The following is a 15,533-nucleotide window of genomic DNA, read 5'->3' as shown; positions in this document are numbered from 1 at the left end:
CGAACACGGAAGTTAAGCTCTTTAGCGCCGATGGTAGTTGGGGGCTTCCCCCTGTGAGAGTAGGACGTCGCTAGGCAATGAAAACAGTCAGCTGTATGCTGGCTGTTTTTTTTTTTTTTTTTGAAAAACCTTAATAATTTATCAATAATTCCACAAAACTTGCTTAAAATAAGAAGAGCTTAACTAATCCTTATATATTAAATGTAGAAAAAATTAAAAAGTCTACATTTTCTTCAGTGTAAAAAAGGAGAAAAGGTTATCAGAGATGCTGCTTAGAAAAATCTGAATTGTCTTTCTTTTATAAGTTTCTTGACAGTAGCTTAGCACGTTGTTAATCTTACAATTAATATTCTTTTAACTATAGGAGGACGTTACGAAAATGTGGGAAACTAAATTTGCCAAAGAAGGTTTAACTTTTGATGATGTATTATTAGTACCAGCCCATTCAGAAGTATTACCGAAAGATGTTGATTTATCAGTTCAACTAACACCGAAGATTAAATTAAATATTCCAACGATCAGCGCAGGCATGGATACAGTTACAGAATCTAAAATGGCAATTGCTATGGCACGTCAAGGTGGTATCGGTATTATCCATAAGAACATGTCACTCGATGAGCAAGCTGAGCAAGTAGAAAAAGTAAAACGTTCTGAAAATGGTGTTATTACAAACCCATTCTTCTTAACTCCGACTCACCAAGTTTTCGATGCTGAGCATTTAATGGGCAAATACCGAATTTCTGGTGTACCAATCGTTGATAGTATGGAAAACCAAAAGCTAGTAGGAATCATTACAAACCGCGACTTACGTTTTATTTCTGACTATTCTTTAAAAATTGAAGATGTTATGACAAAAGAAGATTTAATTACAGCTCCTGTTGGAACGACTCTAGAGGATGCTGAAAAGATTCTTCAACAATATAAAATCGAAAAGCTACCAATTGTAGATGAAGAAGGTAAATTAACTGGATTAATTACAATTAAGGATATCGAGAAAGTAATTGAGTTCCCTAACGCTGCAAAAGACATCCATGGTCGTTTATTAGTAGGAGCAGCAGTTGGTGTTTCAAAAGATACGATGATACGTATTGAAAAGCTTGTTGAAGCACAAGTAGACATCGTAGTAATCGATACAGCTCACGGTCATTCTGAGGGCGTATTACAAACAATTCGTTCTATCCGTGAATCTTACCCAGAGCTTGAGATTATCGCTGGTAACGTGGCAACAGCTGAAGGTGCACGCGCATTATTTGAAGCTGGTGCAGATGTAGTGAAAGTTGGTATTGGACCAGGATCTATTTGTACTACTCGTGTCGTAGCCGGTGTAGGTGTACCACAAATTACAGCTGTTTACGATTGTGCAACAGTAGCACGTGAACTTGGCAAAACAATTATTGCTGATGGAGGCATTAAGTACTCTGGTGACATCGTAAAAGCTCTTGCAGCGGGTGGTAATGTTGTAATGCTTGGTTCACTTCTTGCAGGTACTTCTGAATCTCCTGGTGAAACTGAAATCTTCCAAGGTCGTCGCTTCAAGGTATACCGTGGTATGGGTTCAATTGGAGCTATGGAAAAAGGTTCAAAAGATCGTTATTTCCAAGAGGATGCGAAAAAATTAGTACCTGAGGGTATTGAAGGTCGTCTTCCTTACAAGGGACCTCTAGCGGATACTATTTATCAACTAATCGGTGGTATTCGTGCAGGTATGGGCTATTGTGGTTCAGCTAACCTTGAGTTCTTACGTGAAAATGCTCAGTTTGTTCGAATGACAGGTGCAGGTCTACGTGAATCACATCCACATGATGTACAAATCACAAAAGAATCACCAAACTATTCGATGTAATATATTACTAGCAACTTTTATGCTCTCGAATCGTCTACAAAGATGACACGAGAGCATTTTTTTATGATAGAGAGTGCGCACGGACATTACTATATATGATAAAATGTCGAGGAAAAGAATATTTTTTGGAGGGCTTTAAAGGTGAAAAAGACAATGAACACTGTCATTCGCTTACTCCTAATTCCTGTTTTGTTATTTAGTGTTTTAGCAGGTATTCCAGCGAAGGCAAATGCAGAAACAGATTTAGGACTACAAGTGGATGCTGCAATTTTAATTGACGCAGATTCAGGAAAAATTTTATATGAACAAAATGCAGATACTTCATTAGGTATTGCGAGTATGACAAAAATGATGACTGAATACCTGTTATTGGATGCAATTGATGCAGGTACAGTTAAATGGGATCAAGAATATCACGTAACTGAATATACGTATAAAATGTCTCAAAACCGTGCATTAAGTAATGTACCATTGCGTAGAGATGGAACTTACAAAATTCAAGAATTATATGAGGCAATGGCAATTTACTCTGCAAATGCTGCTACAGTGGCAATAGCAGAAACAATTGCAGGTACTGAAACTGAGTTTGTAAAGCTAATGAATAAAAAAGCAGAAGAGCTTGGTCTTACAGGCTATAAATTCGTGAATTCTACTGGTCTTAACAATGCAGATTTATTTGGTATGCAGCCAGCTGGTACTGGACCAAATGATGAAAATGTAATGCCAGCTAAATCTGTAGCTAAATTAGCATATCATTTACTAAAAGATCATCCAGACGTATTAAAAACGTCTAAAATTGCAAAAAAGACGTTCCGTGAAGGTACAGAGGACGCAATTAAAATGGAAAACTGGAACTTTATGTTGCCAGGTTTAATATTCCAATATCAAGGCGTTGACGGATTAAAAACAGGTACAACAGACTTTGCGGGTCATTGCTTTACAGGTACAGCAGAGCGCAATGGTACACGTTTAATTTCTGTAGTTATGAAGGCTGTAGGAGAGGATCCAAAAAAAGCGCGCTTCGATGAAACAGCTAAATTGTTTAATTATGGTTTCTCACAATTCTCGAAACAAGAAATTATTCCTGCAAACTATAAGTTTAAAGATCAAGAAACAGTAAAAGTTACAAAAGGTAAAGAAAACAAAGTAGCGATTGCTGTTAAAGAACCAATTTCATTTATGGTCAAGTCATCTGAGAAAGATTTATATAAACCTAAACTAGTATTAGATAAAAAGAGTCTTGAAGCAGAGGTTAAGAAGGATACAGTTGTCGGGAAGGTAGTTATTGAGCGCTCAGAGGGCACAGATTACGGTTTTATTGACGGTAAGGACCTTAAAGCTGATGTTGTCACAACAGAGGCTGTGGAACGTGCTAGTGGTATCTCATTATTCTTCCAAGGTATTGGTAGCTTCTTCGGAAACTTATGGAGCAGCATTACTGACTTTGTTGGTGGCTTATTCTAACTTCTTTCACGAAAGAAGTTAAAGCCTCCGGCGGATTAATAATTAACTTAAAGAACACATAGATGTTTTCTAACATCTATGTGTTCTTTTTCACGTTTTTTCGCTCTACTGCATACGCTATTAGGCGAAAGGATGTGGCTAAATGTGTGGCATTACAGGATGGGCTAGCTTTCAAAAGGATTTAAGAACAAGTAATGAAACTCTAAAGTTAATGACGCAAACGTTAAATAAACGAGGGCCTGATGATGAAAATATTTGGTGTAGTGAGCATATTGCATTTGGCCATCGTCGGCTAGCTGTCATAGATTTAATCGGTGGGAAGCAACCGATGAAAAAAGTACATGATGGTGCAAACTATGTCATTACATATAATGGCGAGCTTTATAATACAGAAGAATTAAGGAAAGAGCTTCAAAATCGAGGGCATGTTTTGACAACACATTCAGATACGGAAGTATTATTAACTGCTTATATTGAATGGAAAGAGCAGTGTGTTGATTTTTTAAATGGAATTTTCGCTTTTGGTATATGGGATGAACAATCACAATCTCTTTTTTTATGCCGAGATCGACTAGGTGTAAAACCTTTGTTTTACACAGAACAACAAGACGGCTTGCTTTTTGCCTCTGAGGTGAAAGCATTATTGGCTCATCCATTGATTAAAACAACCGTTAATACGGAAGGGCTAGCAAATATTATGGCTGTAGGGCCGTCTAGAACGCCCGGAAAGTCACTTTTTCAAAATATTAGTGAGCTACGTCCAGGATATGCAATGCGTTTCTCTAGGGAGGGTATACGAGTTTGGCAGTATTGGCAGTTACAAAGTAAACGACATGAAGAGTCATTAGAGGAAACGATCGATCATGTCCGTTTTTTGCTAACGGATGCTATTGAACGACAGCTTGTTTCAGACGTACCGATTTGTACATTTCTTTCAGGCGGATTAGATTCCAGCATTATTACTGGCATTGCGGCAAACAGGTTTCAAGAACAAAATAAAGGTATGCTCCATACGTATTCTATAGACTATGAGGATAATGAACGCTTCTTTAATCCACATGCTTTTCAAACATCAACAGACACGTATTGGATTCAAAAAATGACAGATACATTTAGTACAACACATCATGCTGAGGAAATTTCTCAGCAGCAATTAATCGATTGGTTAGTAGAATCTGTCGTTGTTAGAGATTCACCAGGGATGGCAGATGTAGATTCATCGTTATTATGGTTTTGTCGAGAAATAAAAAAAGACTTTACCGTTGCACTATCGGGTGAATGTGCAGATGAAATTTTCGGCGGCTATCCATGGTTTACAGAAACGACAACAGGTTTTCCTTGGATTCGTTCACTGTCTGAAAGATCAACAATGTTGCAAGAGCGGTGGCGTAAGAAATTAACAGTTGAATCATTTGCACAACATGCATATTCGCAAACAATTGCTGAAGTACCATATCTTGATGGAGAGAGTATTGAGGAAGTAAGGCAACGTGAAATGTTTTATTTGAATATGGTCTGGTTTATGCAAACATTGCTGGAACGAAAAGACCGTATGAGCATGGGGGCGAGTCTTGAAGTTCGTGTTCCATTTGCAGATCATCGACTTGTGGAATATGCGTGGAATATTCCTTGGGAAATGAAAAATTTAGGCGGTATAGAAAAGGGTTTGCTTCGTAAGGCAATGGAACATTTATTGCCAGAAGAAGTTTTATATCGGAAAAAGAATCCGTACCCAAAAACTTATCATCCAGTTTATACAGCAGGTGTTCAAAAATGGCTAAGAGAAATAATGGAGGATAAAAATTCAATTCTTCATGAATTATTTGAGCGACAGAAGCTAATAGGGCTAATTGAATCTGGTGGCAGTTCTTTCAAAGTTCCTTGGTATGGACAATTAATGGCAGGTCCACAGCTTTTAGCCTATCTCGGGCAAATTCATACATGGTTTAAGCTTTATAATATTCAACTAATTGAATCATAATATAAAGGGAACACCGATCAACCTTTTAACGTGAGGTTGATCGGTGTTTTTTCTGTATATCCCAACAGCTCATTAGCTTTTCAATCGAAGGTTCAATTTCATGTACAGGTATACCTCCAAAACCTAGTAAAAATTGAGCTTGTGAGGGTGTGGCGTGATCCAGGCGATAATCAGATAGTGGATAGATTTTGATTTCCGCATTGGAGGCAAGTTGTTGTAATTGCTTTTCAGACAAAGTATGTTGTACATCGAGTAAAATATGCATTCCGGCTTGCTCGCCAGTAATGTTAATTTGATTAGAATAGTTTTCTAAAATAGAAGTAAGTTTTTCATGCTTTTTTCGATAAACTTTCCTCATTCGATTTAAATGCTTTGCAAAATGGCCGTCACGCATAAAATTAGCTACGATATGTTGATCAAAACGAGGTACTGTTGATGAATAGTAATTAAATACATCATTATAAGTAGCAAGTAATTTTGGTGGAAGTACAAAATAAGCAACGCGCAAGGACGGCATTAATGATTTTGTAAATGTACTCATATAAATGACTTTATCATTTCGATCTAATGCATGAAGTGCTGGAATTGGTTTTCCAGTATAACGAAATTCGGAATCATAATCATCTTCAATAATGTATCGAGAGGAGCTTTGTGCGGCCCAATTTAAAGCTTGTGCACGTCTTGTAGCTGATAATACTGCTCCTGTAGGGAATTGGTGTGATGGCGTAATATAAACAACGTCAGCGCTAGTTTTTTCGAGCTCATGAATGACAATTCCTTCATCATCGACTGCAATTGGATAGACTTTTCGTTTATGCTGGGAAAACATACGATGCACAGCTGGATATCCTGGGTTTTCAAGCGCAAAGCAAGTATCGTCACCGAAGAGGCGCAAAATCATTGGTAGAAGCTGTTCTGTTCCTGAGCCGATGACAATTTGCTCGGGACTACAAACAACTCCGCGTGATTGAAATAAATAATTAGCAATCTCCGTTCGTAAAGATAGTTCTCCTTGAGGTTCACCCGTTAATAATAATTTCTTTGAGGCATCATCAAAGAGCTCTTTCGCATATTTCCGCCATGTTTGAAATGGGAAGGCATCAATATCGATAGAACCAGGATTAAAATCTATCTTGTACGATTTTTTCTTAGGTTGTTCGTGTAAAGAAGCTATTGTGTCCTGCTGAATATATGGAAGCTCGTCAATTTCCTCTACAAAATAACCGACGCGGGATTTAGACATAATATAGCCTTCTGCAAGTAGCTGTGCATATGCAATTTCAATAGTTGTTTGAGAAATATTCAAAAAATCGGCTAATTTTCTTTTTGATGGTAATTTTTCTCCTACTGCAATTTTCTTTGAAATAATAGCTTCTTTAATGCCGCTATAAAGCTGGTCATAGAGCGGTTTTCCACCATTTTTTTCTAGTTGAAATAATAGCATGTCCATGTTCATCAATCCTCCTGACCTTATGGTTATTTTATAAACTGGATATTTTTATATGGTCAATTTCGATTATACTAAATTTCATCATAAAGGTGGAGGTTAGAAATCATGAGACAAACAGGTACAGAATTAGTTAAGCGCGGGATGGCAGAAATGCAAAAGGGTGGTGTCATTATGGACGTTATTAATGCGGAGCAGGCGAAAATTGCGGAAGCAGCAGGAGCTGTAGCTGTCATGGCATTAGAACGAGTACCATCAGACATTCGTAAGGCGGGTGGTGTAGCACGTATGGCGGATCCTCGTATTGTCGAGGAGGTCATGGGGGCTGTATCCATTCCCGTAATGGCTAAGGCACGTATTGGACATATTGTAGAAGCAAGAGTGTTAGAAGCAATGGGTGTTGATTATATTGATGAAAGTGAAGTATTAACTCCAGCGGATGAGGAGTTTCATTTGTTAAAAAGTGATTATACAGTGCCTTTCGTTTGTGGGTGTCGTGATTTAGGTGAAGCGGCTCGACGCATTGGTGAGGGGGCTTCCATGCTACGAACTAAGGGGGAACCAGGGACGGGAAATATTGTAGAGGCTGTTCGTCATATTCGTAAAGTAAATGCGCAAGTACGTAAGGTAGTTGGTATGACAGAGGACGAATTAATGACAGAGGCTAAATTGCTTGGTGCTCCTTTTGAATTATTAAGAGAAATTAAACGTCATGGCCGTTTACCAGTCGTGAATTTTGCAGCAGGTGGAGTTGCTACGCCAGCAGATGCAGCATTAATGATGGAGCTTGGAGCTGACGGTGTATTTGTTGGTTCTGGTATTTTCAAATCAGAAAACCCAGAGAAATTTGCTCGTGCAATTGTTGAAGCCACTACACATTATAAGGACTACAAACTAATTGCTGAGATTTCAAAAGAGCTAGGCGTTCCAATGAAAGGCATCGATATTGCACAGCTTAGTCAAAATGAGCGTATGCAAGAGCGAGGCTGGTAAGATGAAGCGAATTGGTGTTTTAGCATTACAGGGAGCGGTACGAGAGCATGTGCAAATGTTAGAGTCTCTCGGATGCGAAGCTGTTTTAGTAAAACAAAGAAGTGATTTAGAGAAGCTTGATGGACTTGTCTTGCCTGGTGGAGAAAGCACAACGATGCGGAAATTGCTGAATCGATATGAGCTAATAGAGCCAATTCGCACACTTGCAAAGGAAGGTTTACCGATGTTTGGAACATGTGCCGGATTGATTTTATTGGCAAAGGAATTAGTGGATTATGAATCACATTTAGCAGTAATGGATGTGGTAGTTGCACGGAATTCTTATGGACGTCAGGTCGATAGCTTTGAAGTGAAGCTCGACATACCTGAAATAGGTGAGGCTATTCCGGCTGTCTTTATACGCGCGCCACATATTGTTTCCGTAGGTGAAGGTGTTGAAGTATTAGCAGAGCATGATGGGAAAATCGTGTTAGCAAAGGACGATCATTTATTAGGCTGTTCCTTCCATCCTGAATTAACGTCAGATGCACGGATTCTTGAATATTTTGTATCTTCTATGGTATGACTTGCAAAATCTCAATTCATATAGTACAGTATGGATAAAATTTAAATAACTGAACACGATGATGGGAAGTAGTAACAAGCACGTTTTTTTTAGAGAGTCAGCGGGTGGTGGAAGCTGATAAAAGCACTTGTGAATCCGTCCTGGAGTTGCGCAGTCGAAGTTAATGAAGTAGGCTGTCGCCGGCTGAAATGCCGTTATGAAATAAGTGGATTAGACAAAGTACAATGTGTCTAATCAATTAGGGTGGCAACGCGGGTAGCTCTCGTCCCTTTTGGGGATGAGGGCTTTTTTGTGTTTCCACTAACTATTTTCCCATCATTAAGAATCTACTGGAGGTATGACGATGTTAGATATTAAACGCGTGCGCGACAATTTCGCGGAAATTAAAGAAATGCTATTAACACGTAATGAGGATTTAGGAAACTTAGACGACTTTGAACAATTAGATGCAAAGCGTCGTGAATTAATTGCAAAAACAGAAGAGCTTAAAGCTGAACGTAATAAAGTATCTGAGCAAATTTCTATCATGAAGCGTAATAAAGAAAATGCGGATGAAGTTATTGCACGTATGCGTCAGGTTGGCGATGAAATTAAAGAGCTAGATGTCCAATTAAATGATGTAGAAGAACGCTTTAAAGATATGATGATGCGTTTACCAAACGTTCCACATGAATCTGTACCAGTTGGCACAACAGAGGACGATAATGTGGAGGAATATACTTGGGGTGAGGTACCAACATTTGATTTTGACATTAAAGCACACTGGGATATCGCTACGGACTTACAAATTGTTGACTTTGAACGTGGTGCAAAAGTGACTGGTAGTCGTTTCTTATTCTATCGTGGCCTTGGTGCTCGTTTAGAACGCGCATTAATGGCATTTATGATGGACTTACATGCAGAAGAGCATGGCTATGAAGAAATGCTACCACCTGTAATTGTCAATCGTGATAGCTTAACAGGTACAGGACAGCTACCTAAATTTGAAGAAGATGTCTTTAAATTAGATGACACAGATTATTTCATGATTCCAACAGCAGAGGTACCTGTGACAAACTTCTATCGTGATGAAATTTTACCAGGTGAAGCATTGCCACAGGGCTTTGCGGCATATAGTGCTTGCTTCCGTTCAGAGGCGGGTTCTGCGGGACGCGATACACGTGGTTTAATTCGCCAACATCAATTTAACAAAGTAGAATTAGTACGATTTGTTAAACCAGAAGAATCTTATGAACAGCTAGAACTATTAACAGGTCATGCAGAAAAAGTACTGCAATTATTAGGGTTACCATACCGCAAACTAAAAATGTGTACAGCTGATTTAGGTTTTGTTGCAGCGAAAAAGTACGATTTAGAAGTTTGGATTCCAGCTCAAAATATGTACCGTGAAATCTCTTCATGCTCTAACTTTGAAGATTTCCAAGCACGTCGAGCAAATATTCGTTTCCGTCGTGAGCCAAATGAAAAACCAGAGTATGTACACACATTAAACGGCTCAGGTCTTGCAATCGGCCGTACAGTAGCAGCAATCCTAGAAAACTATCAGCAAGCTGACGGAAGCGTAGTAATTCCTGAAGTATTAGTTCCATATATGGGCGGTAAAAAAGTGATTGCTCCGAAATAAACAAAGTCAGCTCTGCACCGAAAGCGAAGCGGCAGGTGCAAAAGGAAGCGTAGTAATCCCTGAAGTATTAAGACCGTATATGGGCGGAAAAGAAGTAATCGCTCCAAAGTAAACTGAGTCGAAAAATGAAAGAAAAGAAACTACTGTTGAAAATTTAATCTCAACAGTAGTTTTTCTTTTTTATGCTAACGATCTTAAACTATACATAAATTGGAGGCTAGTGTTCTTTAGAATTACTACTACAAAACTTTCCTCTTAATCATTTTCAACAATTAAAGCTTGTCGTGCTTTTTTCTCGGCCTTTTTTCGTTCACGTAAAGCTCGGAAAAAATCGGTTAAGATTTGTCCGCATTCCTCGGCTAAAATTCCTTCAGTTACTTCACACTCATGGTTAAAGCGTGCATCGTTCAGTAAACGATAGAGTGAATCTACACAGCCTGCTTTTATATCTCTTGCACCATATACAACACGCGGCACACGGGATTGTAAAATTGCACCTGCACACATAGGACAAGGTTCAAGTGTCACATAGAGTGTTGTTTTTTCGAGGCGCCAGCTACCTATTTTTTCACAAGCCTCTTGAATAACCATTAATTCAGCGTGCGTCGTTGCATTTTGTGTTGTTTCTCGTAAATTATGAGCTCGTGCAATAATCTCTCCATCATATACAAGTACAGCTCCTATTGGCACTTCTCCAAGTAAAGCTGCTTTCTTAGCTTCTTCCAGTGCACTGTTCATAAACAATCGGTCTGTTTCAAAAATATCCACTATGATCTCTCCTTATCATTTAGTGTATCTTGCTTAATTGACAATTGCTACTATCAAATATGTCTCGGTATAATTGTTGCTGCCGCTGCGCTTTCGCACAGAAAAACAATGTTGCTGCCGCTGCGCTTTCGCACAGAAAAACAATGTTGCTGCCGCTGCGCTTTCGCACAGAAAAACAATGTTGCTGCCGCTGCGCTTTCGCTACATAAAACATTTGTTGCTGTCGCTTTGCTTTCGCACAGATAAACAATGTGTCCGGATTCAGTAGTAAGAAGATAAAACGTTGACATTTCCAATACAACCATTTATATTTATATATGAATACATGCTCATATATAAATATAAAAAGGTTAGGGGTAAACTAAATGGATGAAAAAATACAAAATACAGAGGTTCAGATTAACAAAGAGCAACATTTAGATGAAGAAACGCTATTCGTCGTGTCTCAAACATTTAAAGCATTAAGTGATCCGACAAGAATTCGCATTTTAAATTTATTATGTACAGATGAACATTCAGTCAACGACATCGCTGAAATTTTAGATTTAGGTCAATCAACAGTTTCACATCAGTTACGTTTTTTGAAAAATTTACGGTTAGTGAAATATAGAAGGGAAGGCACAACCTTATATTATTCAAAAGATGATGATCACATTATGAATTTATTGAAGCAAGCTATTGAGCATGCTGCACATAACTAGAGTTAATGGAGGGATAAAACATGGGACATAATCATGATCATGGCCATGATCATACACATGGCGCAAATAAAAAGATATTAATACTATCATTTATTATTATTACGAGTTATATGGTTGTTGAAGCGATTGGTGGCTATTTAACAAATAGTTTGGCTCTTTTATCCGATGCAGGACATATGTTAAGTGACTCCATTTCATTAGCGATAGCCTTACTTGCTTTTATGTTTGGAGAAAAGGCAGCAAGCTATAGTAAAACATACGGTTATAAACGATTTGAAATTTTAGCAGCGGTATTGAATGGTGTGACTTTAATTTTAATTGCTTTATTCATTTTCTATGAAGCAATAGAACGTTTTGCAAATCCACCAGAAGTGGCAACAACAGGCATGTTGATTATTAGTACAATCGGTCTTTTGGTAAATATTTTGGTAGCTTGGATTATGATGCGCGGCAGTGATACAAAAGATAATTTAAATATGCGTGGAGCTTATTTACACGTATTAAGTGATATGCTTGGATCTGTAGGAGCCATCGTTGCCGCACTATTAATTATGTTCTTTGGTTGGGGTTGGGCTGATCCACTTGCGAGTGTTATTGTTGCCGCATTAGTATTGCGAAGCGGATACTATGTAACGAAGGCTGCTATCCATGTTCTAATGGAAGGAACACCTTCAAACGTTGATGTTCAAGAGATCATACAAACTATTGTACAAACAAACGGCGTTCATAGCATTCACGATTTACACATTTGGACAATAACAAGTGGAGCAAATGCACTTTCCTGTCATGCAGTTGTTGAGGATCAGTTAAAAATTACGGATAGTGAGAATATATTACGAGAAATTGAACATAATCTTGAGCATAAGGGCATAAAGCATGTAACGATTCAATTGGAAACAGTAGCGCACAAGCACGATAATTCAATTTTATGTACAATAAAAAATGAGCAGTCGAATCATCACCACCATCATCATTAACTAAAATAAAAATTTTAAGCTTTACATACCCTTCGTGGGTATAGTATGATGATTATGAAGTAGGAGGTGCATTTAATGGAGGATATAGTGAAAGAGGATGCTTGTCATACAGAGGAAGCTACGTCGTGTCGAAAAAGCCATCACCCTGAACGCGTAAAAAAAGATTTAACGACTCGTTTGAATCGAGTTGAAGGTCAAATCCGCGGTATTAAAGGGATGATTGACAAAGACGTTTACTGTGATGATATTATTACGCAACTGTCTGCCACACAGTCTGCTTTAAATAGTGTAGCAAAGATATTATTAGAAGGTCATTTAAAGGGATGTGTAGTAGATCGCCTATCGGAAGGTGATGAGGCAGTGTTAGACGAATTAGTAGTGACTATCCAAAAATTAATGAAGAAGTAAAATTTTTTAATAAATATATACCCCTATATAGTATCTAAATTAAAGGAGAGATATTTTATGCAAAATGTAACTTTAAACGTACAAGGAATGTCATGTGGACATTGTGTAAACTCAGTGGAAAAAAGTGTTGGAGCTTTAGCTGGCGTTGAACAAGTAAAAGTAAACTTAGCTGATGGTTTAGTAGATGTAGCATTTGATGGAACACAAGTATCTCTAGACCAAATTAAAGAAACAATCGATGATCAAGGCTATGACGTTAAATAATATAAGTAGGGTGCTCATGTAGCACTCTATTATTTTCAATTACACATACCCCCTGTTGGTATGTGGGGAGGAGAAATGATCATGAGTTCAGAAATAAAAGAAGCGAATTTGCAAATTACAGGTATGACGTGTGCAGCCTGTGCAACTCGTATAGAAAAAGGTTTAAATAAAATGGATGGTGTAGAACAAGCGACAGTTAATTTAGCTCTTGAAAAATCATCCATTAAATATGATTCGACAAAATTAAATGAAGAAGATTTTGAAAAGAAAATTGAAGCACTTGGTTATGGTGTCGTGAAACAAAAAACTGAATTCAACATTACAGGCATGACATGTGCAGCCTGTGCTACACGTATAGAGAAGGGTATAAATAAACTAGCAGGTGTGTCCTCTACGAACGTAAACTTAGCACTTGAAAAAGCAACTATTGAGTTTAACCCATCTGAGGTGACGATTGCAGATATTATTGCAAAGGTTGAGAAATTAGGATATGAGGCCCATCAAAAAGCAGATGAGCAAGAAACTGCGGATCATCGTGAACAGGCCATCAAACAACAGCAAAAAAAATTTATTTTATCGGCTATTCTTTCATTACCATTATTGTGGACGATGGTAGGACACTTCTCATTTACATCATTTTTATATGTCCCTGAGTTTTTAATGAATCCGTGGGTACAAATGGTGTTGGCTACTCCTGTTCAATTTATCATCGGGAAGCAATTTTATGTGGGAGCCTACAAAGCTTTACGTAATGGTAGTGCCAATATGGATGTACTTGTAGTAATGGGAACATCTGCGGCGTATTTTTATAGTGTATATCAAGCAATTATTACTGTTGGATCACATCATGCCCCACATCTATATTTTGAAACAAGTGCCGTATTGATTACTTTAATTTTATTAGGAAAATTATTTGAAGCGAAAGCGAAAGGTCGCTCATCTGAAGCAATCAAAAAATTAATGGGCCTTCAGGCAAAAACGGCCATCGTGGTTCGTGATGATGTAGAGAAAGAAGTACCATTAGAAGAAGTAGTCATTGGTGACATTATTTTAGTGAAACCTGGTGAAAAAATTCCTGTTGATGGTGAGGTATTAGAAGGAACGACAGCTGTAGATGAATCGATGTTAACAGGGGAAAGTTTACCTGTTGATAAAAAGCAAGGTGATTTATTATTCGGTTCTACTATTAATAAAAATGGCTTTATTAAAATGACAGCGACTAAAGTCGGTCGCGATACAGCCTTAGCTCAAATTATTAAAGTTGTAGAAGATGCACAAGGCTCCAAAGCGCCAATCCAGCGTTTAGCAGACCAAATTTCGGGCGTCTTTGTACCAATCGTTGTTGGCATTGCGTTTGTCACGTTTTTAATTTGGATTATTTGGGTACGACCTGGTGAATTTACGCCAGCACTTGAAGTATTAATTGCAGTTCTCGTTATCGCTTGTCCATGTGCGCTCGGATTGGCAACACCAACATCTATTATGGCGGGTTCTGGGCGTGCAGCGGAATTTGGTATTTTATTTAAAGGTGGAGAGCATTTAGAGCAAACACAAAGTATCGATACAGTAGTTGTTGATAAAACAGGTACAGTGACACATGGCAAACCTGTATTAACGGATGTTGTATTAGCGGCAAACCAAGACGAAGCGCATTTTTTATCGTTAATTGGTGCAGCAGAGAAGCAATCCGAGCATCCGTTAGCAGAAGCAATTGTCCAAGGAATTGCTGATCGCGGTATTGACCTAGGAGATGTTCAATTCTTTGAAGCAATACCAGGTTACGGTGTGCAAGCGACTGTATCTGGTCAAGGAGTTGTCATCGGTACTCGTAAATTGATGCAACAATACGGTATTCATATTGATGATATCCTACCAACAATGGAGCAATTAGAGGAAAATGGTAAAACGGCCATGTTAGCTGCGATTAACGGTCAGTATGCTGGTCTAGTAGCAGTTGCTGATACAGTGAAAGATACTTCAAAAGAAGCGGTTAGTCGTCTACAAGAAATGGGCATTACCGTTATTATGATGACTGGTGATAATGAACGTACAGCACTAGCTATTGGAGCAGAAGTTGGTGTGGATCATGTGATTGCTGAAGTTCTTCCAGAAGGCAAAGCGAATGAAGTGAAAAAACTGCAAGCTACAGGTAAAAAAGTAGCGATGGTTGGTGATGGCATTAACGATGCACCAGCACTTGCGACAGCGAATATAGGAATGGCGATTGGTACCGGTACAGACGTGGCTATGGAAGCAGCGGATATTACACTAATTCGTGGCGATTTAAACAGTATTGCGGATGCTATCATCATGAGTCGTAAAACAATGCGCAACATTAAGCAAAACTTATTCTGGGCATTTGCTTACAATTCATTAGGCATTCCAATTGCTGCAATCGGTTTACTAGCTCCTTGGGTAGCAGGTGCAGCGATGGCTTTTAGTTCAGTATCTGTCGTTTTAAATGCACTGCGTTTACAGCGAGTTAAATTATAATTATG

15 protein-coding genes, 1 rRNA gene and 1 other annotated feature are annotated in these 15,533 nt (G+C 38.3%); of the genes, 13 read left to right on the top strand and 3 right to left on the bottom strand.

All coding sequences use genetic code 11. From position 1 onward, the window contains the following. The 4 genes from rrf to asnB all read left to right on the top strand — a co-directional run. Nucleotides 1–76, top strand: a 5S ribosomal RNA gene (gene rrf / locus ACFCYJ_RS27500); the annotation flags it as partial. Nucleotides 77–379: 303 nt separating this feature from the next. Further along, the gene (gene guaB, locus ACFCYJ_RS24860) at nucleotides 380–1,843 is read left to right on the top strand and encodes an IMP dehydrogenase (protein ID WP_376078362.1); all 1,464 of its coding nucleotides are present in this window, start codon (nucleotides 380–382) and stop codon (nucleotides 1,841–1,843) included. Between the two features lie 141 nt (nucleotides 1,844–1,984). Then, on the top strand, nucleotides 1,985–3,307 hold the full coding sequence (locus ACFCYJ_RS24855; RefSeq protein ID WP_376078360.1) for a D-alanyl-D-alanine carboxypeptidase family protein: 1,323 nt from the start codon (nucleotides 1,985–1,987) through the stop codon (nucleotides 3,305–3,307). A gap of 142 nt (nucleotides 3,308–3,449) precedes the next feature. Further along, entirely contained in the window at nucleotides 3,450–5,288 is a 1,839-nt protein-coding gene (gene asnB / locus ACFCYJ_RS24850; protein WP_376078357.1) for an asparagine synthase (glutamine-hydrolyzing), read from the top strand. Nucleotides 5,289–5,313: 25 nt separating this feature from the next. On the opposite strand, the gene pdxR is transcribed toward asnB, so the two are convergent. Continuing rightward, nucleotides 5,314–6,738: a MocR-like pyridoxine biosynthesis transcription factor PdxR gene (gene pdxR, locus ACFCYJ_RS24845; RefSeq protein WP_376078354.1), complete on the bottom strand. Its 1,425-nt coding sequence runs from the start codon at nucleotides 6,736–6,738 to the stop codon at nucleotides 5,314–5,316. A 105-nt stretch (nucleotides 6,739–6,843) separates the two neighbouring features. Here pdxR and pdxS point away from each other — a divergent pair, with 105 nt between their 5' ends. The 4 genes from pdxS to ACFCYJ_RS24825 all read left to right on the top strand — a co-directional run bounded on the left by pdxS (nucleotide 6,844) and on the right by ACFCYJ_RS24825 (nucleotide 10,029). Beyond that, a complete protein-coding gene (gene pdxS / locus ACFCYJ_RS24840; RefSeq protein ID WP_376078352.1) occupies nucleotides 6,844–7,728 on the top strand; it encodes a pyridoxal 5'-phosphate synthase lyase subunit PdxS in 885 nt (294 codons plus the stop codon). Between the two features lies 1 nt (nucleotide 7,729). Further along, the gene (pdxT, locus tag ACFCYJ_RS24835; protein ID WP_376078349.1) at nucleotides 7,730–8,293 is read left to right on the top strand and encodes a pyridoxal 5'-phosphate synthase glutaminase subunit PdxT; all 564 of its coding nucleotides are present in this window, start codon (nucleotides 7,730–7,732) and stop codon (nucleotides 8,291–8,293) included. Between the two features lie 49 nt (nucleotides 8,294–8,342). Beyond that, nucleotides 8,343–8,566: a binding site (T-box leader), on the top strand. Nucleotides 8,567–8,636: 70 nt separating this feature from the next. Further along, nucleotides 8,637–9,917, top strand: coding sequence for a serine--tRNA ligase (gene serS, locus ACFCYJ_RS24830; protein ID WP_376078347.1), 1,281 nt, complete (start codon nucleotides 8,637–8,639; stop codon nucleotides 9,915–9,917). After that, the gene (locus tag ACFCYJ_RS24825; protein WP_376078344.1) at nucleotides 9,904–10,029 is read left to right on the top strand and encodes a hypothetical protein; all 126 of its coding nucleotides are present in this window, start codon (nucleotides 9,904–9,906) and stop codon (nucleotides 10,027–10,029) included. The genes serS and ACFCYJ_RS24825 overlap by 14 nt, the downstream gene beginning before the upstream one ends. Before the next feature lie 143 nt (nucleotides 10,030–10,172). Here the strand turns inward: ACFCYJ_RS24825 and tadA are convergent, their stop codons facing one another. Continuing rightward, on the bottom strand, nucleotides 10,173–10,685 hold the full coding sequence (gene tadA / locus ACFCYJ_RS24820) for a tRNA adenosine(34) deaminase TadA (RefSeq protein WP_376078341.1): 513 nt from the start codon (nucleotides 10,683–10,685) through the stop codon (nucleotides 10,173–10,175). Between the two features lie 53 nt (nucleotides 10,686–10,738). Beyond that, on the bottom strand, nucleotides 10,739–10,975 hold the full coding sequence (locus tag ACFCYJ_RS24815; protein WP_376078338.1) for a hypothetical protein: 237 nt from the start codon (nucleotides 10,973–10,975) through the stop codon (nucleotides 10,739–10,741). Between the two features lie 75 nt (nucleotides 10,976–11,050). Here ACFCYJ_RS24815 and ACFCYJ_RS24810 point away from each other — a divergent pair, with 75 nt between their 5' ends. The 5 genes from ACFCYJ_RS24810 to ACFCYJ_RS24790 all read left to right on the top strand — a co-directional run bounded on the left by ACFCYJ_RS24810 (nucleotide 11,051) and on the right by ACFCYJ_RS24790 (nucleotide 15,528). Further along, nucleotides 11,051–11,386: an ArsR/SmtB family transcription factor gene (locus tag ACFCYJ_RS24810; protein WP_376078336.1), complete on the top strand. Its 336-nt coding sequence runs from the start codon at nucleotides 11,051–11,053 to the stop codon at nucleotides 11,384–11,386. Between the two features lie 20 nt (nucleotides 11,387–11,406). Next, complete coding sequence (locus ACFCYJ_RS24805) at nucleotides 11,407–12,363, top strand: cation diffusion facilitator family transporter (RefSeq protein WP_376078333.1); 957 nt, start codon at nucleotides 11,407–11,409, stop codon at nucleotides 12,361–12,363. A 75-nt stretch (nucleotides 12,364–12,438) separates the two neighbouring features. Beyond that, nucleotides 12,439–12,771, top strand: coding sequence for a metal-sensitive transcriptional regulator (locus ACFCYJ_RS24800; protein WP_376078330.1), 333 nt, complete (start codon nucleotides 12,439–12,441; stop codon nucleotides 12,769–12,771). A gap of 57 nt (nucleotides 12,772–12,828) precedes the next feature. Then, the gene (copZ, locus tag ACFCYJ_RS24795) at nucleotides 12,829–13,035 is read left to right on the top strand and encodes a copper chaperone CopZ (protein ID WP_376078328.1); all 207 of its coding nucleotides are present in this window, start codon (nucleotides 12,829–12,831) and stop codon (nucleotides 13,033–13,035) included. Between the two features lie 81 nt (nucleotides 13,036–13,116). Then, nucleotides 13,117–15,528, top strand: a complete 2,412-nt coding sequence (locus ACFCYJ_RS24790) for a heavy metal translocating P-type ATPase (protein ID WP_376078325.1) — start codon at nucleotides 13,117–13,119, stop codon at nucleotides 15,526–15,528. Nucleotides 15,529–15,533 lie beyond the last annotated feature (5 nt).

Source organism: Lysinibacillus sp. NPDC056232 (genome assembly GCF_042267565.1).
In the GTDB taxonomy this organism is placed as follows: Bacteria; Bacillota; Bacilli; order Bacillales_A; family Planococcaceae; genus Lysinibacillus.
The sequence above is the reverse complement of the archived record's forward strand: the minus strand, read 5'-3'. Positions and strand labels throughout refer to the sequence as shown.